The sequence below is a fragment of the Streptomyces sp. NPDC037421 genome (assembly GCF_055602105.1).
This window is the reverse complement of the sequence record NZ_JBVJWV010000003.1, coordinates 17,410-39,146: the sequence shown is the minus strand read 5'-3', so window position 1 is coordinate 39,146 and position 21,737 is coordinate 17,410. Positions and strand designations below refer to the sequence as shown.

At 71.5% G+C, this 21,737-nt stretch carries 15 protein-coding genes; 3 read left to right on the top strand and 12 right to left on the bottom strand.

Annotation, left to right across the window (positions count from 1 at the left end; translation table 11 throughout):
• Positions 1-193: 193 nt before the first annotated feature.
• Both ACZ7IF_RS05735 and ACZ7IF_RS05730 read left to right on the top strand, forming a co-directional pair.
• Entirely contained in the window at positions 194-955 is a 762-nt protein-coding gene (locus tag ACZ7IF_RS05735; protein ID WP_470963613.1) for a class I SAM-dependent methyltransferase, read from the top strand.
• Positions 956-1,216: 261 nt separating this feature from the next.
• Entirely contained in the window at positions 1,217-4,609 is a 3,393-nt protein-coding gene (locus tag ACZ7IF_RS05730) for an exonuclease/endonuclease/phosphatase family protein (protein WP_470963610.1), read from the top strand.
• A 132-nt stretch (positions 4,610-4,741) separates the two neighbouring features.
• On the opposite strand, the gene ACZ7IF_RS05725 is transcribed toward ACZ7IF_RS05730, so the two are convergent.
• Complete coding sequence (locus ACZ7IF_RS05725; protein ID WP_470963607.1) at positions 4,742-7,564, bottom strand: AAA family ATPase; 2,823 nt, start codon at positions 7,562-7,564, stop codon at positions 4,742-4,744.
• Positions 7,565-8,039: 475 nt separating this feature from the next.
• Between ACZ7IF_RS05725 and ACZ7IF_RS05720 the strand changes: the two genes are divergently transcribed.
• Entirely contained in the window at positions 8,040-8,696 is a 657-nt protein-coding gene (locus ACZ7IF_RS05720) for a helix-turn-helix transcriptional regulator (RefSeq protein WP_470963603.1), read from the top strand.
• A 97-nt stretch (positions 8,697-8,793) separates the two neighbouring features.
• On the opposite strand, the gene ACZ7IF_RS05715 is transcribed toward ACZ7IF_RS05720, so the two are convergent.
• From ACZ7IF_RS05715 to ACZ7IF_RS05665, 11 genes are all read right to left on the bottom strand, one after another.
• Positions 8,794-10,185 carry an ATP-grasp domain-containing protein gene (locus ACZ7IF_RS05715; protein WP_470963600.1) on the bottom strand — a complete coding sequence of 464 codons (1,392 nt, stop codon included), beginning with the start codon at positions 10,183-10,185 and terminating at the stop codon, positions 8,794-8,796.
• 72 nt (positions 10,186-10,257) lie between these two features.
• Positions 10,258-11,349 (bottom strand): dipeptide epimerase, encoded by a 1,092-nt coding sequence (locus ACZ7IF_RS05710; RefSeq protein WP_470963597.1) that lies wholly within the window; start codon positions 11,347-11,349, stop codon positions 10,258-10,260.
• 49 nt (positions 11,350-11,398) lie between these two features.
• Entirely contained in the window at positions 11,399-12,133 is a 735-nt protein-coding gene (locus ACZ7IF_RS05705) for an RraA family protein (protein WP_470963594.1), read from the bottom strand.
• Positions 12,130-13,461: a hypothetical protein gene (locus ACZ7IF_RS05700; protein WP_470963591.1), complete on the bottom strand. Its 1,332-nt coding sequence runs from the start codon at positions 13,459-13,461 to the stop codon at positions 12,130-12,132. The genes ACZ7IF_RS05705 and ACZ7IF_RS05700 overlap by 4 nt, the downstream gene beginning before the upstream one ends.
• The gene (locus ACZ7IF_RS05695; protein ID WP_470963588.1) at positions 13,454-14,404 is read right to left on the bottom strand and encodes an aminotransferase class IV; all 951 of its coding nucleotides are present in this window, start codon (positions 14,402-14,404) and stop codon (positions 13,454-13,456) included. Before ACZ7IF_RS05695 ends, ACZ7IF_RS05700 begins: the two co-directional genes overlap by 8 nt.
• Positions 14,391-15,167 carry a TenA family transcriptional regulator gene (locus tag ACZ7IF_RS05690; RefSeq protein ID WP_470963585.1) on the bottom strand — a complete coding sequence of 259 codons (777 nt, stop codon included), beginning with the start codon at positions 15,165-15,167 and terminating at the stop codon, positions 14,391-14,393. Before ACZ7IF_RS05690 ends, ACZ7IF_RS05695 begins: the two co-directional genes overlap by 14 nt.
• The gene (locus ACZ7IF_RS05685) at positions 15,164-16,222 is read right to left on the bottom strand and encodes a beta/alpha barrel domain-containing protein (RefSeq protein WP_470963582.1); all 1,059 of its coding nucleotides are present in this window, start codon (positions 16,220-16,222) and stop codon (positions 15,164-15,166) included. Before ACZ7IF_RS05685 ends, ACZ7IF_RS05690 begins: the two co-directional genes overlap by 4 nt.
• Positions 16,219-17,277, bottom strand: a complete 1,059-nt coding sequence (gene dapE, locus ACZ7IF_RS05680) for a succinyl-diaminopimelate desuccinylase (RefSeq protein ID WP_470963579.1) — start codon at positions 17,275-17,277, stop codon at positions 16,219-16,221. Before dapE ends, ACZ7IF_RS05685 begins: the two co-directional genes overlap by 4 nt.
• Positions 17,278-17,435: 158 nt before the next feature.
• Entirely contained in the window at positions 17,436-18,785 is a 1,350-nt protein-coding gene (locus ACZ7IF_RS05675; RefSeq protein ID WP_470963576.1) for a hypothetical protein, read from the bottom strand.
• A 167-nt stretch (positions 18,786-18,952) separates the two neighbouring features.
• Complete coding sequence (locus ACZ7IF_RS05670; RefSeq protein ID WP_470963573.1) at positions 18,953-20,218, bottom strand: MFS transporter; 1,266 nt, start codon at positions 20,216-20,218, stop codon at positions 18,953-18,955.
• A 530-nt stretch (positions 20,219-20,748) separates the two neighbouring features.
• Positions 20,749-21,696 (bottom strand): helix-turn-helix transcriptional regulator, encoded by a 948-nt coding sequence (locus tag ACZ7IF_RS05665; protein WP_470963570.1) that lies wholly within the window; start codon positions 21,694-21,696, stop codon positions 20,749-20,751.
• Between the last annotated feature and the right edge of the window lie 41 nt (positions 21,697-21,737).

Sequence of the window (21,737 nt, the reverse complement as noted above, 5' to 3'; positions counted from 1 at the left end):
GCCCCACAACCCCACACCCACGCCGGAGGGAAGGAAAAGGAGGGGGGAGCCGCCCCCCCTCTCCTCTCTCCCCCCCCCCCCCCCCCCCCCCCCCCCCCCCCCCCCCCCCCCCCCCCGCTTCCCGACCTGTCGGGACCCGTTCGTCGCACGCCACACGCCACGCGGCTCCGCATCCACCCGAATCGAGGATCCCATGTCACGCACCTTCGACGAACTCGTCGCCGAGGCCGGGTCGGCCTCCGTGGAAGGCTGGGACTTCTCCTGGCTGGAGGGGCGGGCATCCGAGGAGCGCCCCTCGTGGGGGTACCAGCGGCTCATGAGCCGGCGGCTGGCGACCGCGTCGGCCGCGCTGGACCTCCAGACCGGCGGCGGGGAGGTCCTGGCCGAAGCCCCGACGTTCCCGCCGGTGATGGCCGCCACGGAGTCCTGGCCGCCGAACATCGCCAAAGCCGCCCGTCTGCTGCACCCGCGCGGCGCCGTCCTGGTGGCGGTCCCGGACGAAGCCGCCCTGCCGTTCGCAGACGCGGCCTTCGACCTGGTGACCAGCCGTCACCCCGCCAGCGTGTGCTGGCCGGAGATCGTCCGCGTACTGCGACCCGGCGGGACGTATCTCGCGCAGCACGTGGGCCCCGCCACCACTCCCGAACTGGTGGAGCACTTCCTCGGTTCGCAGGCCAGAGAGCTCAAGCAGCGCCGGCCCGTCGACAAGAGCGCCGGAGCCCGGGAGGCCGGCCTGGAGATCGTCGACGTACGGATCGAGCGGCAGCTGCGGATGGAGTTCTTCGACATCGGCGCGCTGGTGTTCTTCCTGCGGAAAGTGGTGTGGACGGTGCCCGGGTTCACCGTCGAAGGCCATCGCGACCGGCTGCGGCAGCTGCACGAACGAATCCAGGCCGACGGCTCGTTCCTCGTCCACGCCTCCCGCACGCTCATCGAGGCCCGGAAGCCCGGCTGAGCCGCGCTCCTGCGGCGGCCGCACCGGTCGCGGTGCGGCCGGGGCACCGGCTCGCCTCCGGCGGTGCGCCGGGTGCGAATCGATCGGCTGCGCGTCAGCCTGCCAGACGGCCTGCGGCTACCTGCCGAGGCCGTGCGGGCAGGCGCAGCAGCTGCCACGCCCGTCGCCGCAGTCAGCGCTACCGCTTTCCCCCGTCCGTAAGGCGCTCAAGCTCGCTCCTCCAGTGGGTGCGCGCCCGTTCTTGCTATGAGGAGTACGTCCATGGCAGCTGTCTCCACCCCTCCACCCCCACCTACGCCCACGGTGCGAAGAAAGCGCCGTGTCCCCGCGCTGGCCGTACTGGCCGCCCTCGTGTCCGCCGTGACCGCCCTCTCACCGGCGGTCGGCGACAGGTCCTCAGCCGTGAGCGCGGCCACACCCGCGCGTCCCGCCGTCCAGTTGGGCGCCACCCCTGCAGCGGCCGAAGGACAGGACTGGTCCCTGTCGGACCTGAACCGGCGCACGCCGATGCCCGGGATGCCGGACTGGAGCCGGGCGGGCTACCAGGCAGGGCAGCCCCTGCCGTCCGACAAGGACCTGAACCGCGATCCGGCCTGCCGCATCGGGCCCGATCTGCTGGCGTCGTCGTACGCCGTCCGGGCCGGTGACGGTGCCGACGACACGGCCGGCATCCAGCGGGCCATCGATGACATCCGCACCCGGTGCGGCCCAGGGGCGGGGCCCCACCGCCTCTCCCTGCTCCAGCTGCCCGCGGGCGTTCTGGAGGTCCGCAAGCAGCTCTCGGTCGACGCCTCCCATCTGGTGATCAGGGGTGCGGGCGCCGATCCCGCCACCGGGACACGGCTCGTCTTCAGGCCTGACGTGAACACCCGGTACGACAAGCTGGACCCGAACAAGGCCCAGTGGAACGCACCCGGCATGTCCCACACCTGTCCGGGCAAGATCGGCGAGATCGTCGGCACGGGCGGCTGGATCTGGCCGGGCCGGGGACTGTTCCGGGTACAGACCCGGGAAGTCTCCGCCAAGCACACCCGGATGTGCGGGAACATCTCCGCACTCCCCGAGAACCGTCGTGACATCTTCGAAGGCTCGGTCAACCAGCACTGGGAGTCCGGCGTCCTCCTCGCCGGCGCACCAGGAGACGAACGGTTCGCGGCCCGCGAGGGCGGTTCCCTCATCCGGCTCCACAGTGCGGCGGACATGACCGCGTTCAAGCCGGGCGGCCACCTCTGGGTCGGCGCCGCGAACAGTGTCGAATTCTACCGCCGCCAGGCGATCGACACCGAGCGCGCCCCGTTGGACGACCTGCACATGCGCCAGCAGGTGTTCACCATCGCCGCCGTCGACGCCGGCGCGAAGACCGTCCGGATCGACAAGCCCCTGGAGTTCGACCTCCCGCTCGACTCCACCTCGGACGGTTCGTCCCCGATCGGAACGGCGCCCTACCCGAGCAAGGTCACCCCGCTGCGCATGGTGACGAACGTCGGCTTCGAGAACTTCTCCTTCACCCAGGACCTCAACGGGCTCCCGAAGCTCGACGGCAGCGGCTCCTACTCCGTCACCCCGGCCCAGGCCGTCAACAACTACGGCAACATCGCGCCCGAGTACGCGATGCACGGCATCGTCTTCAAGTGGGCCGCCGACTCGTGGGTACGCGGCATCCGCGCCGACATGACCGGATCGCATCCGATCGTCACCGAGGTCGCCAAGAACATCCAGATCGAGCGCAACCACCTCGACGGCTCCTGGAACAAGGGCAAGGGCGGCAACGGCTACCTCCGCGGATCACGCGTGTGGGACTCCGTATACGCATACAACACCACACGGAACCTGCGTCATTTCACCTTCCAGTGGTCCGCCTCGAACAACGTGGCCATCGGCAACGACGTGGACTCCGACCTCAACCTGCACGGCGGCTGGGAGCGCCGCAACCTGTTCGAGAACAACACGGTCCGCGTCCCGTACGGCCACGCGCCGGGCAACTGCACGGTCAACTGCGGAGGTGAGGGCGGCAGCACCGAGGCCGGCACCTGGTGGCCGGTGTACTGGAGCGCCGGGTCCAAGGCGGTCAAGTGGTCGGGTTCCTCCGGCCCCCAGAACGTCTTCTTCCGGAACACCCTGCTGAAGCAGACCACCGCCGGCGGCCCCTTCTCGCCGTACCAGCCGTACGACAACCCGTACGTGATCTACCAGTTCGGCTCCGACGGTTCCAAGGCCTCGGTCTACCACCACCTGCAGGACGAGGGAGGCAGCCCCATCCTCGACTGGGCCGGAAGCGAGAAGGTCCCGTACTTCGGCGGGCACGGGGTCAACGACGTCAAACGGGACGGGCGGACCTCGCTCTTCCTCCGGGAGTACAAGGGCACGGCCCCGGTGGTGAACCCGGGCGTACCCGTCCACCTCTTCCAGCGGAACTTCCGGCAGGGCGTGGCCACCTGGAACATGCAGGGGTCGAGTCTGAACGACGAGAGCAAGTGGACCAGCGGCGTCTTCACGCAGCTCCTCGGCTCCCATCACGCCGTGGCACTCCAGGAGGCGGGCACCGTTCCGCCCAACTCCAGGCCCGAAAGGCTCCTCACCCAGCCGGGCAGCGCCCACGTCATCCAGGAGTACCTGTGGACCGGCGGCGGTACGACGAGCCGGCCGGGCCGCCCGATCTGGATCTACCACATGATCACCGACCCCCAGGGCAACCGGGTCAACCTCGCCATCGCCTCGAACATCCGGGCCACCGACCATGTCATCGTCGACAACCACACCCAGGGCGGGCGGCCGAGCTTCGGCATCCAGCTCGGCACCGGAGCTGACTTCCTCTTCACCGTGCACGCCCGCTCGGGCACCTCGCGCGGCGGGGACGGCCCGGGGCTGATCAACGGGATCGACGCGGCGATGCGGGCGCGCACGCCCAGCACCACCCCCTGGTACGTGGCGGGTGACTGGAACCGCGAGCCCGAACGGCGCGAACCCCAGCCGGTCCTCCACCACTGGGACTTCCCCCGGCCCCCCGCCGGCACGCCGCTGAACGCCCTCAGCAACGGAATGGGGGTGGGCGGCGTCAACGCCGTCCTCAACCCCGTCAACCAAGCCACCTATCCCACGACCGGCCAGGAAATCGACTACATGATCGGCGCCCCCGGCACCGATGTCATCACCACCGGGCACACCACCGGGGTCACCTCCGACCACATCGCCGTCTCGTACCCGTTCCCCATCCAGGCCAACGCCGAGCCGCCCGCGGACAGCGAAACCGCCGGGCCCAAATGCGACGACACCGTCAGGATCGGCAACCCCGGGACCGGGGACGTCCTCACGGTCAACGACGGCAGCGACGTGATGCTGCGGCCCTCGACGCCGGGCGATCTGAGCCAGGACTTCCGTATGGTCTGCAAGGTCAAGGACGGCGTGCCCGGCGTCGAACTCATCCACGACGGCAGCAGCCGGCACGTCGGATACGACCCCTCCGACACCGGCCACAAGCCCGCCAAGGCCCTGCCCTCCCCCACCACCGGCAACCACTTCCAGCTCGGCCACGACGGCGGCCTCCACAGCACCGGCAACTGGTCGACGCTGGGCGAGCACGAAGGCAAGGCGGTCTTCGGGGCCGGCATGTCCTGGGTCGGTCTGATCCTTCTGGCCGTGATCTCCGCCCTGTAAACGGCTCCGTGCCCTCGCCGGTACCCACCGAAAGGCCGGGTACCGGCGAGGGCACCGTATGAGCCCCGCCGGACCAGCCCCGGGCCGGAGGAGCAAGGAGTCACTGATCGCGCGCTGTGCGGCTCTGCGCACCTACGCGGCATCCATGAGGGCGACAGCCAGCTCCGCCCGGCCGCGGATACCGAGTTTCTGGTAGCTGTGCGTCAGATGTGTCTCCACCGTGCGGACAGCCAAGTGCAGCAGCGCGGCGATCTCACTGTTACTGTGCCCGGCCACGACCAGCAGGGCGATGCGGCGTTCGCTGGAGGTGAGTGCCATGGCCCCGGTCTGGCTCGCCCGTTGCGGACGGGCTCCACAGCGACGCAGGGCTTCCTGCGCGATCAGGTGCAGCCGGACCGCTCCCACGCGCTCGGCCCGCTGGGCGGCCTCACGCAACACTTCACGGGCCCGCTGTCGCTGTCCGGAGCCCTGGAGCGCCTGCCCGAGCGACAGGAGGGCGGGAACCAGTTCGGGAAGCGGTTCAGTTGTGTCCCGCAGCGTTTCCACCGCCTGTTCGGCAAGTTCCAGACCCTGCCGTCCGCCGAGGGATGCGCCGAGGGCGCGCATCGCCCGGCCCACGGCGCGAGGCGTTCCCCATGTCCGGGCCAGCCGCAGTTCCTCCGTGGCGAGCGGGACCGCGTTCTCCGCCGAACCCAGCGCGACGTGGCAGTCGGCGGCGGCGGAGCGCCACGGAGTGACGACCGGGCTCTCCACCTGGCGGGCGGACTGACGGACGCCGCACTCCAGGAAGTCGGCGAGCGCTCCGCCGGGATCCTCTGACGCGAGGCGGAGCAGACCCCGCGCGTAGAGGAACTCGCTCCATTCCCAGGACCCGTTCGCTCCGCCCAGGGCGACGGCTTCGGCGAGCCGCTGGGCCTCGGACAGCCGCCCGGTCTCCGTCAGCGCGATGAGGGCCTGGGCACTGAGGTGGGCGTTGTCGGGCACCGGCTCGACGCGCTGTCCCCAGCGCGTGCCCCATAGCGTCGTGTCGGCCAGCAGTTCGCCGTACTGGCCCCGCATCACCGCAATCTCGGCCTGGACGCTCAGCAGACACTGCCGTCCGGGGTGCAGCTTCGGCATCCGGTCGTCGGCGAGTCCGCGTGCCACCAGCCGGCTGGCCTCGGGGAGCTCATCGGCCCACTGCGCCAGCGAGGCGGTGGACGCGAGGAGGTACGGCTCGGTCAGCGGATCCAGCACTTCAGCCGTCAGCGACCGGACCCGTTCCATGACCTCGGCCGCCGACAGGTGTCCGGCGGTCGCGCCGTATTCGGTGAGCAGCGCATGAGCCGTGGGGGCCATCGTGCCGGGCGACTGGTCCTCGATCCGTTTGAGTTCGGCCACCACCTGCAGCCAACTGCTGCCCTCGTGCGAGGAGACCAGGGCGGTCGCCGCTTGGAGCGCGTCCGCCAAGCCCGTGGAGTCGGCCTCCTCGGCGAGGTCCCGGAGCACGGCGAGGGCGAGACGGACCTCGCCCTGGGCCACCAGGGCGGCGCTCAGCGCGGTGGCGGCGTGGACCTTTCCTCCCACGTGCTGCTCCAGGCGCAGCGCCTCGGCGAGGTGGCGCACCCCGGAGGAGCGCTCGCCCTGCACTTCCAGACAGCCGAGCTCCGAGAGGGCCTCGACCCGGCGGCGGGCGGGCAGTGGTTCTTCGAGCGCCCGCCGCAGAAGGGCGATCGCGTCATCGATCCGCGCGCTGCGGACCGCCTGGGTGGCGGCGGTGAGCAGCACGTCAGCGGCCCAAGGCTCGCCTACGGCCCTGATCGGCAGCAGATGGCGCGCCACCGTCTCCTCCGGGTCACCCCGGTGGTGCAACAGTTCAGCGGTGCGACGGTGGACGTCCGTCCGGTGGTCCCGGTGCTGGGAGTCCCGTATCGCCTCGCGCAACAGCGGGTGGGCGAACACCGGACGGCCCTCCGTCGCGGTAGCCCGCAGGAGACCCTGCCGGATGAGGTCCCCGGTCCATCCGCAGAGTCGGGCCGGGTCTGATCCGGCCACCTGAGGAAGGAGCCCGAGGGCGTCTTCCACCTCCTGGAGTTCGGCGAACGCCTGGGCGGCGGCCGCCGTCTCGGCGCCCGCACTGTGCAACCACCGGGACACCGCGCCGGTGAAGGCACCGTGATGGAGCTCGGCACAGCTCTCCGGGAGCCTGGGCGGGAGCGGACCGCCGCCGGTGATCTCCGTCAGATCGGTGAGCAGCGCGTGCAGCAGCATCGGATTGCCGGCACAGGCCTGGACGCAGTCCTCGGCCAGAGCCTGCGGTACGTGGTCGCCCAGCGCCGCGCGGACCACACCGATGGAGGCCGCCGGACCGAGGGGCCTCAGCGTCCAGTGTCCGTCCGTCGGCCTGCCACCGGGGTCGGCGAAGGCGGGCTTCGGCGGGACGAGGTCGTACTGCCAGCGTTCCGTCACCGCCAGCAGGACCGGCAGCTTGTCCAGCCGCCGCGCCACTTGGGCGAGCCAGCGACGCGACGGCTCGTCGGCCAGGTGGATGTCGTCCACGGCGAGCAGGACGGGACCCTCCGCCGCCTTCGTACGGAGCAGGCTCCACAGCCGGGACGGCAGATCCGCCCCGTACAGCGAGCCGTCCCACTGAGCGCCTCCCGCCGTCGGCGGCACGACCGATTTCCCGTGGAGGAGGTCGTCGAACAGCTGGAGAACCGCACCGAAGTCGGCGTCCGATTCCTGATCGGAGCATCGGGCGATCAGTACCGTCGTCCCCCGCAGCGCCGCCCCCCTGGAGAGTTCCTCCAACAAAGCGGTGCGGCCGGTTCCGGTAGCGCCTCGGACCACCAGCAGTTCACCGGCGCCCGACCGTGCCCGGTCGACCCCCGCCCTGGCCCCCCTCAGCGGCTCCGCCCGCTCCCACAACGCGCCGGGCTGAGCGGGGGCGGGCGCCCGGGACGAACTGGCGATCATGCGAGGGGCTCCTGGACATTACGGTGCGGTGCGTAGTGAGGAGAGGCCATTGTGTACCACTTCGCCGGACGCAAAAACGGGCTATGGCGATTTCAGGCCCCTCCCGGCAGGCGTGTGATCTGCATCTCCTTCAGAAATGTCGCTTATGCCGGGAATACATCATCGGCCAGCCGTGCGGGCCGGGACGACGCCTTCCGTGGCATGAGATGCCTGTGCCACGAGTGCTGGACGGCCGAAGCGGACACGACCACAGGCGGGGACGCCGACCGTGGTCCGGACGGCGCGTCAACATCTTCTGGCTCCACCGGACTTCACATCCTCGTGGTTTCGATCTCGTGGGCGCCCACGATGGTCACGCCACGGCCCTGTGCAGGAGAGTGAAGGCCCATGGCGCTGCGGCGCGCTCGGTGGCCGCCCCGGTCGCACGGGTCCGTTCCTTCGGGTCCGCTACGCAAACAAGGAGATCTGAACTGTGATGCAGTGCGTCGACGGAACCAGCACGTTTCGTCGGGTTCCGGTTGTCATTCATGCCCCTGACCCGATTTCCCGGGCCGGAGTCGTGAGCGAGCTCCGTCCGTACCCGGAGATAGCGCTCGCGGACGACGCGCAGCAAGAGCCCAGCCAGGTCGCACTGCTGCTCGCCGACTCGGTGGACGAAGCCGTTCTGTTGAACCTGCGCCGGCTCGTCCGCGCCGAGGCCGTCCGGGTCGTCCTGGTCGTGGACCGGCTGAGAGAAGCGGAACTGTTCGATGTGGTCGCCTCCGGCGTGACCTCGATTCTCTGGCGCCGTGAGGCCACCGGCGCACGCCTGCTCCAAGCCGTCCTCGCCGCGGAACGGGGAGACGGCGACTTCCCCGCTGATCTTCTGGGCAAGCTCCTCGCCCACATGGGACGTCTCCAGAACAGCGCGCCCGGCGCACCGGGCTCGGCTCCGGCCACGATGGGGATGGTACGGCGGGAAGCCGATGTCCTGCGGCTGGTGGCGGACGGCCTGGACACCGGAGAGATCGCGGCCAAGCTGGCCTACTCGGAGCGAACGGTCAAAAACGTACTCCACACCGTGACGACCCGCCTCCAACTGCGCAACCGGGCCCACGCGGTGGCCTACGCGCTGCGCGAGGGATACATCTAGGTCGCCGAAGGCGGCCGGGCAGGGGCCCAACGGGCAGCCCACATCCCCCTGGGGCTGCCCTTCTCCCGCTTCGATGAACGCGGCTGCCGGCGCGGAGTCAGCACGCATCGTCAGAGTGCATCAAAGGCGGCATTCTTGGCAGCGCCGGTTCCGGGGTCGAAAGCGCCTCCGACGGCGGTGCTTGGACGGCAGTGTGGGTGAGGTCCACACCCTTTGTCGCCTCGATCTCGATACGCAGGGACGCGACGGCGGCGTCGAGACGCACCCGCAGCTCCCGTTCGTCGTCCGCCCGCGCGATGACGTGGCCCAGCCTGCTGAGGAAGCCGCGCGGGGGCAGCTGGACGTGCCGCCCTTCCTCCACGTGCCAGACCATCTCGTGCCAGAGGTGACCGGCCGGTTCGGGTGCCCGCAGCGCGCGGACCACACCGTCGTGCTGCGGGTAGAGCATCCGGATGCCGGCGACTCCCGGGCGGACCCGGCCGTGGTCGGTGTCCTCCCAGAGGTCCGCGTCCGCCCCGGCCAGGGCACTCTGCGTCCGGGCGCTCTCCGTCCGAGCACCGCCGGTCAGCGCCTCCACGGTGAGGGCGACCATGTCGACGCCCGAGGCCAGCCGGTGGACGTACGGGATCTGGTCTCCGCCGAGCCGCGCCGCCACCTCGATCATCCGAGGTCCGTCCGCGGTCATCCTGAGTTCGCTGTGGGTGGCGCCGACGGTGATGCCGAGGGCCCGGTGGGCGGCTACCGCCGTATCGATGAGCCGCTGGTCGTGGGGCCCTGTCCCCGGAGCCCGGCAGACGTGCCCCAGCTCCTCGAAGTAGGGCGCGAACCCCACCGTCTTGTCCGTGATCCCGCAGACGAGCACCTGGCCGTCCCTGACGACGGACTCCACGCTGTACTCCGGTCCGTCGAGGTACTGCTCGACCAGCACCCCCGGCTCCGGGTCGATGCGCCCGAATCCGGCCTCCGCCGCGACCTTGAACACCGCCCGCAGTTCGCGCTCGTCGTCGGCGCGGACGACCCCGATGCTGCCGCCCAGGTTGCGGGGCTTGACCACCACCGGGTAGCCGAGTCCTGCGGCGGCGGCCGCGGCGCCCTCCGCGTCGTGGACGAGCACGCTGCGGGCCGACGGCACACCGGCGGCCTCGAAGGCGGCCCGCATCGCCCGCTTGTCCCGGCACCGCGCCGCCGCCTCGGGCGACAGCCCGGGCAGCCCCAGCAGTGCCGCGACATACGCCGTCAGCTCCACCTGCGCCTCGTCGTACGTCAGTACGCCGTCGAAGGGCGCGTCCCTGTGCAGCGACAGAGCCGCCTCGCCGACCGCGTCCCGGTCCCGCAGATCCACCTTGACGCCCGCGCGGACGAAGGGCTCGGTCCAAGGCCGCGGCACGGTGTCGATCAGTGCCACCTCGTCCCCGCGGGCATGCAGGGTTTCCAGGATGTACTTGCGGTAGATGTCGATGCCCGCACCGAGCATCAGAAGCCGCGCCATGAAGTTTCTCCTTGGTCTGGAGGGAGGGAAGGGGCTGGGTGGTGGTGGTGGTGGAGGGGGGCGCGGGCGAGGTCAGTTCCGCGGGGGCGGCAGAAGCCCGCTCACGCCCAGGCCAGGCCCTGTCGGAAGGTCCAGGGCCGGCCCCCGGTAGGTGACCCCGCCACGCACCGGGGAGGCGCCCAGCCACAGGGGCGCGTCCAGGTCGACGTACGTGACCGCGGAGCGCGCAGACACCACGCTCGCGGCGGCGGTGACGGAGATCTCCGTCTCCAGGGAGCAGCCCACCATGCAGCCCAGACCGGCCGCCTCGGCGATGGAGATGATCCGGAGCACGTTGCGGATGCCGCCGCATTCCTGCAGCTTCACGCTCAGCACGTCGGCGGCCTCGTGCCGGACGACCTCCAGGGCGTCCCGCGCGGTCAGCACGCTCTCGTCGGCGACCACCGGGGTGGCGACGCGCTCCCGTACGAAACGGAGCGCGCCGAGGTCCCGGGCCGCGACCGGCTGTTCGATCAGCTCGATGTCCGCGCCGCCGTCCTCCAGCCGCCGGACCGCCCGCACGGCCTGCTTGGCGGTCCAGCCCTGGTTGGCGTCCAGGCGCAGCCGGACGTCGGGGCCCACCGCCTGCCGTACCGCCTCGACGCGCCGGACGTCGAGTTCGACGGCGTGACCGACCTTCAGCTTCAGGGCGGTGAAGCCGTCCGCCACCAGTTCGTGCGCCCGCTCGGCCATGTCGTCGGCCGTGCCGAGCCCCACCGTGATGCTGGTCTCCAACTCCTTCTGCGATCCGCCCAGCAGACGGAACACCGGGATCTCGAGCATCTGGGCGAAGGCGTCGTGCAGGGCGATCTCCACCCCGGCCTTCGCCCCACCGTTGCCCGCCGCACAGCGGTCGACCCGGGCGCAGTTCTCCCCCAGGTCCTCGACCCGCCGGCCGACGACGGCCTCGCGCAGCGGGCCGTGCAGTAGCGCCGCCGCGCTCTCGGGCGTCTCACCGGTCACCGCGGGCATGGACACTGCCTCGCCCCACGCGGAGCGCCCGTCCCCGTAAACGAGCTCGACCAGGGTGACCCGGGCCTCGTGGACGGTGCCGCGCACCACCGACCTGTACGGGACGCGCAGCGGTACGCGGCGCGGGTGCACGACAAGGTCATGAATGATCATGGACTCTCTCCTGTTGGGGCTTGCTTGTCACGGTTGTCGGGCCCGCTTCTCACGGGTGACGGGGCTTGCTCTCCACTGGCCGGGCCAGCCCGTGGTACCCGAACTCCCTTCGGGCGGCGGCCAGCGAACGGCCCGCCAGCGCGGCGGTGACGATCCGCTCCTCGCGGTCCCTGATGTCCGCCACCAACTCCGCGACCCGCTCGCCTTGCTGTCGGTCCACCACGACCACACCCGACTCGTCCGCGCAGACCAGATCCCCGTGCGCGACTGTGACGCCGCAGACCTCGACGGTGGAACCCACCGCGCGCAGCCGTACGCGGTTCTTCCCCGAGCGCATGAAGACGCCCCGCGCCCACACCGGGTACCCCACCGCGCGGGAGCCGCCGATGTCCCGGCACACACCGTCGATGACGGTCCCCGCCACCGCACGGTGCCGGGCGACGCGGCTCAGGACGTCGCCCCAGACCGTGGCCCCGGTCCGGCCCTCGTTGGCGATGACGACGACGGACCCCGGGGGCACGTCGTCGAGGAAGTCGCCGGCGGGCCCCGGCTCGCCCTCGTCCACGGGCTCGTAGCGAAGCGTGAAGGCGGGCCCGGCCACGAAACCGTGGCCCGACAGATGGCGCAGGCCCGGAAGGCAGCCGTCGAGCCCCAGCATGTCCAGGGCGTCGCTGACCGCCGCGGTGTCGGCGGCGGCGAGGCCGGCCGGTACCGCCGTGCCGGATTCGGCTGCTGCGGCTTCCGCGGCCTCCGCGACCGCCCTTGCTTCTGCGGCTCTGGTCATGGCAGGTCTCCTGACACTCGTACTGACAGCTTCCGTCCGCCCTGGAACACGTTCACCCGGTCCGAGGTCGACGCCTTGGACCCGAATCCGACAAAACGACCCGCCCAGACGAACGAGTCCAGGCTGACGGCCATGGGTACGGTCCTGCCGTCCTCGCACAGGACGGGGAGGCCGACCGGGGGCACGTACTCCTGGAGGAGGAACCCTTCCCGCCCGCCGCGCGCGACGGCCGCGGCCCAGTCGTCCGCGCGGGCCGAGCGGCCCACCAGGACCCCGTCGCCCCTGATGTCGTAGGGCTCCTTGATGACGAACTCCGGGGCGCGGGCGCGGATCTCCGCCTCGTCCGGCAGGTCGGTGCGGGCGCGCAGGGAGCGGGACCACGGGAGGAGTTCCGCCACCAGGGCCCGTTCCGCGGTGTCGAAGTGCTCCGCGAAGCCCGGGGTCTGCACCAGGGCGAGGGCCACCTTGTTCTCCGCCACGTAGCGGGACGCCATGGAGTTGAGGTGCAGGAACCGCTCGGAGGCCAGCGCCCGGCACCAGAGGTCGACCAGGGCGGGCGACGACTCCACGAGCCGCTGCCACAGCACGGTGTTCACCTTGTTCCAGCACAGGTCTGCCTGGCGGCCGGCGAAGCACACCTGTCGGCCGCTCACCTCCAGGTCCCGGGGGTCGGCCAGGAACGCGGTGGCACCCAGGGAGCACAACTGCGCGACCAGCTCGGCGGATTCGACGCCGACGGCGTCCCGGGGCTGCAGCACCGCGATCCGGGGGGCCGCCACGGAGGAGGCGTGGCGCCGGGCCTCCTCCAGGAGCAGCGAGGCGAAGGCGCGGTCGTCGCGGAAGGGGTACGCGCCGTCGGCGCCCCCGTCCAGCCCCAGCCTGCGGTGGACGACGGCCACAGCGGTGTTGATGCGGGGGGTGAAGACGGCTCCGGCCGGAGCGTCCGCGTTGTTCTCCAGGACGCGCAGCCGGTCGGACACCAGGTCCAGATAGCCGTCGATCCGCGCGACCGTGACCCGGTCCAAAGACTCCTCACCCGCGAGTATCAGCCGCTCGGCGGCGGCGGAGAGGCCGAAGAACGCGCGCGTTCGCGAGTCCGACCGGTACAGGGCGAGCACCTTGTCCAGCAGGGCGACATAGGACTCGACCCGCGATGCGTGCGCTCGCGCGCGGGGCCCTTCCAGGAAGAGGGCGGTCGGCGACAGGGGGAAGTGCCGGTTGCGCAGCGGCGGCCCGGCCGCCACCTCCTCGGCGGTGACGGCCAAGGCGTGTTGCGGGTCCCTCGCCAGCTCAGCCGTCGCCGTACCCGTCCGGATCCAGTCAATCAACGGAACTCCAGCGCACCTCGGTGGCCCGGGTCTCGCCCCGGGCCTCGGCGAAATACTTCTCGGCCAGCCGGGACATGACCGGGCGGCTCGACCAGTCCGGCACGGTCACCGAGTCGAGTGCGCGCACCGGGGCGAACTCCAGGCCCGTGCCGCACAGGAACACCTCGTCCGCCGCGCGCAGCCGCGCCACGTCCGTGCTGCGCGGCTGCGCCGCGATCCCCAGGTCGCGGCACGCGGCGAGGACCCAGGCCCGTGTCACCCCGGGCAGCACGCCGTCGGTGAGCGGCGGCGTACTGAGCGCGCCGCCGTGCACCGCGCACAGGGTCGCGGTCGGAGCCTCGGCCACCTTGCCCTCGGGCGTGGTCAGCAGGCACCCGTCGTACCCCGCGGCCTTCGCCTCGGCCAGGGCGATGCGTGAACCGGCGTACTGGGCGATGCTTTTGGCGTGCGTCGGCAGTACGGCGGCGGACGGCCGCTGCCACCCGCTCACACCGAGCCGCATGCCGTCGGCGCCGCTGAGCCAGCGTTTGCGGCCCATGGGACGCAGGGTGACGCTCAGCACCCCTGCGACCTCGTCACCGATCAGTCCCGGCCCTTCTGCGCTGACGCTGATCCGGCAGTAGGCGTCGTCCGTGATGCCGTTGCGGGCGATGAGTTCCGCGATGACGCCGGGGATCTCGTCGACCCCCGGGTCGGGCAGCAGCATGGCGGACAGGGACGCGCGCAGCCGGTCGAGGTGCTGGGGCAGCAGCCAGGGGCGGACCCCGCCGCCGTCCAGGCGGTAGACCCGGACGCCCTCGAAGACGGACAGCCCGTAGCGCAGGGCCATGCTGTCCACCCGCAGGGTCGCCTCGTGGGCGGGGACCAGGCGCCCGGCGTGGTAGACCGTGTCCGAGGGCGGGGCGCCTTGCGGGGCGCCGGGCAGCGCGTCAGACGGTGGCATGCGCGGCGTCCGCTTCGTATCGGAAGGGCCGCTCGGCAGGGTCGTACGACGTCGCGAGGATCATGTCGAAGTGCCGGTGGCGCAGTTCGAGTGCCCGCGCCAGTGCGTCACGCGCCGCTTCGCGCAGCGCGTCGGTCGTGCAGTAGCGGCGCAGCAGCTCGCGTGCCGCCTCGGCGTGCTCGTCCTCCAGCTCGCTCACCCCGTCCGCCCCCTCGTCGGCGGAGGCATGATGCACGAAGAACTCCAGCCCGCTGGAGGGGAGTTGGTACACGTCGCGCATCACCGCGAGCATGCTGCCGCCCTGCTCGTCGACGATGGGCGGCTGGCCCTCCATGAGCAGCAGCACGGAGGCGACGCCTGCCGTGAAGTGCGCTTCGGAGGAGTTGCACACCGAGATGTTGTGGTCGATCACGGCCCTGGTCTCCGGCCGGGGGTCGTCCGTGGTGAGCGAGTCGCGATCCACACCCACCGCGACGCCGAAGTCGGCGAACGTCTCCAGGTGGCGCTTGCTGCGACTGAGGGCGCCCGTCTCCTCCTCGTACACGTTCTCCACGAGGGAGGCGCGCAGCCGGTAGTCCTCGACGCCGGAGGCGATGCCCAGGATGTTGCGGGTCCACATGTTCTTGATCGGCCAGCGGTGGCGTACGAATCCGGCGAGGAGCGGCTGCGACGCCCGGCCCTCCAGGATCGTTCGGTACAGCGGGCTGGTCATCTTGCGCCGCGCGCGGATCATCTGGTCGAGGTCGTCCACAAAACCGGTCATGTCAACTCCGATACGGGGGAAGGGTCGGGGGTCGGGAAGGTACTGAGGTGAGGGACGCGCCCGGGCTCCCGGCGCGCCGCCGGGGAATCGACGAAGGCCAGGACCTCGTCGAGCGGCAGGCCGAAGACGGGGGCCGCGCGCTCCATGTCCAGGTCGAGCAGGCCGGCGGCCCACGCGCCCGGCTCCTGGCTGCGCTTCACTGCCGTCTCCGCGTCCAGGATCTGCGCGAGAGGGGCCAGCGGCCGGAGCGTGAGGTCGTCACGGCCGACCGACCGCAGGGCGCCGAGCAGCAGTTCCAGTACGAGGTTTCCGCCGCCCTTGCCGAGGCCGGCGAAGGAGGCGTCCACGTGTACGGCGCCTGCCGCGAGCGCGGCCAGGGTGTTGGCGAAGGCGAGCCGCAGGTTGTCGTGGGCGTGGAAACCGAGCGGAACCGGCACCGACGAGTGCAGCGCACGCATCAACTCCCCTACGGCGTCGGGGGTGAGGCTGCCGTTGGAGTCGGCGACGTACAGCGCCTGCGCCCCCAGCTCGGTGGCGCGGACGGCGGCTGCCACCGTCAGGTCGAGGGGGTGGGCGCTCACCCGGATCAGGTTGACGACCGCCTCCAGCCCTGCCTCCCGAGCCCCGGCCAGCAGCGCTGCTGCCTCGTCGACGCGGGTCACGGGGAGCGGGAAACGCACCCCTCCCACGCCGCAGGCGGTCAGGGCGTTCCAGTCCGGGGCGCCGGCGAAGGGTTTCACCATCATCAGGACGGTGGCGGGCGAGGCCGCGTCGGCGAGGGCGCCGAGCAGTTCCGCCGAGGGGAGACCGCCGCCTCGGGTGCCCGGTGCTTCCCGGGTGCGCCTGGCCTCCGGGGCGAAGCCCGCCGTGTAGCCGACCTCGATGCGGGGGACTCCGCATGCGGCGACGGCGCGGACGACCGCGTGCGCCTGCTCGTCCGTCCAGGTGTGGCCGTTCAGGTAACCGCCGTCGCGCAGGGTCACATCGGTCACCAGGACGCGGGAGGCGCGCTGGACGGGCTGCCGGCCGAGCTGGGCGAGTGTGGGCGCCGTCATGAGCTGAGCACCTGCTTCAGTAGGTGGAAGACCTCGAAGAGTTCCCGGCGGCTGACGCGTTCGTCGGGGCCGTGTGCCAGCTCGGGGTCTCCGGGGCCGAAGTTCGCCGCGGGGACGCCGAGCTGTGCGAGCCGGCCGGCGTCGGTCCAGCCGAGTTTCGGCCGCACCCTGCCCTCGGCCAGGGTGCTCAGCCGACGCAGCACCGGATGCTCCAGGGAAGGATGGGCGGCGGGCGAGTCCAGCGTGACCACGAGTTCCTCGGCCTCCGGGCCGAGCAGTTTCTCCACCTCCGCGAAGGCCTCCTCGCGGCTGCGGTTCGGGGCGTAGCGGGAGTTGACATGCACCACGCAGCGGTCGGGCACCACATTGCTGTCGCCGCCCGCCTCGACGCCCACGATCTGCAGCGCCTGCGGATAGGTCAGGCCGTCCAGCGTCACGTGCTGCGGCTGGTGGTCCGCGCAGCGTGCCAGGGCGGGCAGGGCCCACTCCACCGCGTTCGTCCCCTGCCAGGGGCGGGCGGTGTGTGCGGCGCGCCCGGGGAAGGACGCACGGACGCGCAGGCTCCCCTGGCAACCGGGTTCCACCCAGCCTCCGGTCGGCTCCAGGACGACCGCCGCGTCGGCCCGGAGCAGTTCGGGGTGGCCGGCGGCGAGGTGGTGCATGCCGCTGAGGTGGCTGCCGGACTCCTCACGGTCGTAGAAGACCAGAGTGCAGTCGTACCGGGCCTCGGCCACGGCGTGCTCGGCGAGTGCGAGCAGCACCGCGAGGCCGCCCTTCATGTCGACGGCGCCCCGGCCGGTCACCTCGTCGCCGTCGAGCGCCGCGGGCTGGGGCGGCGCCGTCGCGGGCACGGTGTCCAGGTGCCCGGCGAGCAGGACCCGTGCGGGGCGACCGCGGTCGCTGCGGGCGATGACGCAGTGGCCCAGCCGGACGACCTCCAGGTGGTCCAGCTTCCGCAGCCGTTCTTCCACGAAGTCGGCGATCGCCGACTCGTCGCCGCTCTCGGACGGTATGTCCACCAGACGCAGGGTGAGTTCACCGAGTGCCCCGGCCATGTCCGCGCTCTCGGCAGCCCTTCTCCCGGAAGCCCCGGACTCAGGAGCACCGACCTCAGCAGCCCCGGCCTCTGGAGCACCGGTTTCGCGGACGTCCCCTTCGCGAGGGCCGGCTTCCGGAGCACCGGCCTCGGGGGCCGTGGCGCCGGCGGGCGGCGTCACACTGCACCGCTCTCGTCCTCGCGGTGGAAGCAGCAGCCGACCCGCGCTCCCGCCCCCATGCTGACCACGCTCACGTCCGGGTCGCCCACCCCGCGCACCACGGACCCCGCGTAGTGGTCACCGGCCATGAAGACGCCCCAGTTCAGCACCTGCGACACGGTCTCCCCCTGGTCCGGGAAGGGCTCGGGGGCGGGTGCCACCCTGCGCTGTACGACGAACGGGTTCCGGAAGGCGTCGTCGAGCGCTTCGCGCCACTGCGCCGGGCTCATCGACCAGCCGGTGGCGACACCCGCGCCGCCGTGCAGGAGACTGGGCTTGAGCACGAGGGACGCCTGGTTGTCCAGGCAGTAGGACTCCAGATCGACGTGTTCCCCTGCCACCTCGACCTGCCCGCGCCGCAGGCGTCTCGTCCAGGGGACGAAGCGGTCGACGAGTTCCCGGTCCTCGTCGGACAGGGTCGCCCTGACCTGCTCCTCGCCGAGGAGCGCGAGGGCCCGCTTGTTCCCGTACATCTCGGTGTCGAGCGGGGCGAACACGGTGACGCCCCCGGCTTCGTGGCAGCGCAGGATCGGGTCGATGAGGTCGATCTCACCCTGCTCCTCCAGCAGGTCCTCGATGATGAAGAACCGGTAGACGATGTCGACGGGGCGACCGTCGGCGAACAGCCGTCCGCCCTCCTCCTTCAGCTGACCCGTGTGGCAGGCCACCGCGTCGACACCGTGGTCCGCCAGCAGCCGGGCCATGAAGCCGAGCCTGCCTTCCAGATCCGCGAAGCTGCCGGGCGTGTCGACGATCGCGACGAACGGCCGGTCGCCCCACCAGGGCGCGCGGGCGGAATCGAGCATGACGCGGACGATCTCGCCCAGCGTGTCGGCGTACCGCAGGCGCTCGCGCTGCGTGAAGTCGGCCACCGCGGGGACGTCGAGCAGCGCCCGGTTGATCTCGGCGTTCTCGAAACCGCCGAGAGCGCTGCTGAGGTTGAACTCCAGGAGCCGGAACCCGTCGCCGTCGTGGTAGAGGTCGGCCCGCCCCAGCGGTACGGGGTCTGCGCCGGCCGTCCGGCGTACGGCGTCGGTCTGCGAGCGGGTCATCCCCACGAGTTCGCAGTAGCGGCCGAGGTCACCGTCCGCCACCCGGTCGGGAAGGGTGGTGAGCAGCCGGAACAGGGCCGACAGGTCGCGCCCCAGGCCTTCCTGCTGCGCGTGTTCGAGGAAGAGAGGCCGGTTGAGGAACGCTCCGCCGTAAGCGGTGCTGAGGAGTTGCGAGTCGACGGCCTTGTGGATCGCCTCGCCGGTGGAGCGGTGGTCGACGGTGGCGAGGTAGTGCTGTGTGATGCCGTTGGTCACGGCGTCTCCCTGGTTTCGCTGGTCTCGATGACGGGTGTGGCGGAGTTCTCCGCGGCGGGTGAACGGCATTTCTCCAGGCCGGGCGTGGCGGATGTGCCGGGCATGGTGGATGTGGCAGAGGTGTCAGGTGTGGCAGAGGTGGCGGGTCGCCGGTCCGTGCCCGGCCGCTACGCCGGGTCGGGTGGACGGTGCGTGCCGCCCCGAAGGCCGAACGTCCAGGCAGCAGCGGTCGTCAGGACACTGAGTACGCCGGCTGCCATGAACACCGGCCGGGGGTCGCCGTGGTTCATCGTGGTCAGCGCGCCGCCGGCGAGCGCACCGACCGGGCTGGCCGCCAGCGCGGCCACCTTGGCCGTGGCGGTCACCCGGCCCAACAGGGGGCGGGGCACACGGTGTTGACGCAGGGAGCGGATCAGCACCACCGCGGTCACCGTGGAACAGCCCAGCAGCAGGTTCAGCAGCAGCAGCGGAACCAGTGACGTCGCCACCCCGAGCGAGGCCAGCGCCACGCCCAGACCGGCCGCGCTGAGCGCGATGAGCGTTTCGTGCCGCATCCTGGCGCCGAGCCGGACCGCCACCGCCGCCCCGAGCACCCCGCCCACACCGCCCGCAGCGACGACGGCACTCGCCGCGGAGGTGCTGAGGTGGAGGGTGTCGCGCAGGTAGAACACCAGCAGGTAGCCGACGGCGAGGAACAGGTTGGCGCTCGCCTGGAGGCAGGTGACCACGAGGACGACGCGCAGGGACCGCAGGCAGCGGAACCCCTCGGCCAGGTCCCCGCCCACCCCGCGCAGCGCTTCCTTCAACGGCGGGGAGGGGGCCCGGTTCGTACGCTTCCTGCCGCGCAGGGCGTGCAGGACGGTGGCGAAGGACACGGCGAACGTGCAGGCGTTGACCACCAGGGCCACCTGGAGGCCCCAGAGCGCCGACAGCACACCGACCAGACCGGGCCCCACGATCTGTGCGCCCTGATTCGCCGCTTCCAGCAGCGAGTTCGTGCGTACGAGCCGTTCCTCCGCGACCAGGTCCCGCACCGCCACCGTCAGCGCGGTCTCGAAGAAGACGCCGGCCCCCGCCGCCACGAAGGCCAGGGCGAGGATCACCGGGACGCGCAGCTGCGAGGTGGCCGCGAGCAGGGCGAGGGTGAGGAAGACCCCGAACCGGACGGCGTCCATGGCCAGCATGACGTTGCGGGGGTTCAGCCGGTCCACCAGGGCCCCGGCGGGCAGGCCGACGAGCAGATATCCGACGGTCCGGGGGATGGCGGCCAGCACCGCGGCGTACGGGGACCCGCTGACCTCGAGGACGAGCAGCGGGATCGCCAGGATCGCGAGGCCGTCGCCCATCAGGGACACGCTCTGACCGCCGAGGAAAACGCGGAGCGCCAGGGGCGAAGGCTGGACGGGCGGCGCTGTGGTGATGTCCTTCGTCATTCGGGCCAACCGCCTCTTCCGAGCGTTCTGGATTCTTCGGATTCCGAAGTCGTGTAATGGAATCGAGGCGCGATGGCGACATCGATGCGCCGCGGACTTCCGTTCTTCACGGAATTCGTGGCGCCGTACACGCAGAACACGATGGGACGGGAAGTGACCCCGGGGCAACCGTTTCGATCTGGACGGTAGCGGCCATGGCCTTCATGGGCCAGCGGTACATCGGACCAAATCGGACAGAGTCGACTGGAGTGGATGAACCTTTAACCAGCGAGAAGCCGCACCATGACCGCTCCGCCGCGCGCGGGAACCTTCCGAACGCGAGAATCACGCCGGCGGGAATCGCGCGGCGGGAAATCGCCCCAAGGGGATCACGCAGATGGGACCGCACGGATGGCGCGGGAAGGATTCCACGGAATTCGCGCACCCCCAGGGGGACCCCATGGATCACATCGGGGGCAGGAACGGGCCCCCGCGCCCCTCTGCGCCCGGAAGGCGAAGGGAGGCGGGTCGCGGCCCCGGGCCGGGCCGGGTCAGGTGCGGTTCGGGGAGAGCCAGCCGTTCTGGACCGCGTGGACGCCCGCCGCGAACCGGCTGCGCGCCCCCAAGGCGTCCATCAGTTCGGCCGCGAATCGCCGGGCCGTACGGGATGACACTCCGAGCCGCTTGGCGATGGCCTGGTCGGTGAGCCCCTGGGCGAGCAGCCGAAGAGCCTCGTGGTGCTGGCGGGTCAGCCCGTTGGTGTCGCGTTCGACCGTGGGGCCCAGCGGGCTGGCGGCCTGCCAGGTGTTCTCGAACAGCTCGCACAGGGCCGTGGTGATGCCCTGGCCGGTGAGGACCACGGCGCCGCTCTGTGCATCGGCGGTGTCCATCGGCAGAACGGCCTCGTTCCGGTCCGCGATGATCATCCTGATGGGCAGGCTGGGAGCCGTACGGACCTGGCCGCCGTGCTGGTGGAGCCAGTCGACGTGGCGCAGGGTCGGCTGATGGTTGCGGACGCTGTCGAGGTAGATGGTGCGCATGGTGACACCGCGTTCCAGCAGCGCCGCGTTCGGCCCGCGGCTGGCCTCGAGGTCGCTCTCCGTGTGCGCGCCGCCCGGAGCGAAGGTCATGATCTCGTGCTCGACGCCGGCGGCGAGCCGGGCGAGCCGGGCGCGTATCTCCTGCGCGCCGGTCAACTGCTCCGCGCGGAACCCGGCGGCGGGCCCGCGCAGAGCGGAGCATTCGGCGACCAGTTGCGCGGCTGCGGCCCGAGCGGATTCGACGCGCTCCTGGTGGGCGGCGAGCTCGGCCTGCTGGCGGGCGAGCAGCAGGTTCATGGCCTGTTCCGGCCCCATCACCCGGAACGCGGTGTCGGCCTGGCCGGACGGCCGGACGAGCGCCAGGGAGCTGAGCCGGTCGAGGCAGTGGCGCAGCGTGTCCTCCGGCAGGCTGAGGCGCTGGGACAGTGCGGCTATCCCGTCGTCGGGATGGGCCAGCATGGCGCGATAGACGCGTTCGGTATCCGTGTCAAGACCAAGCA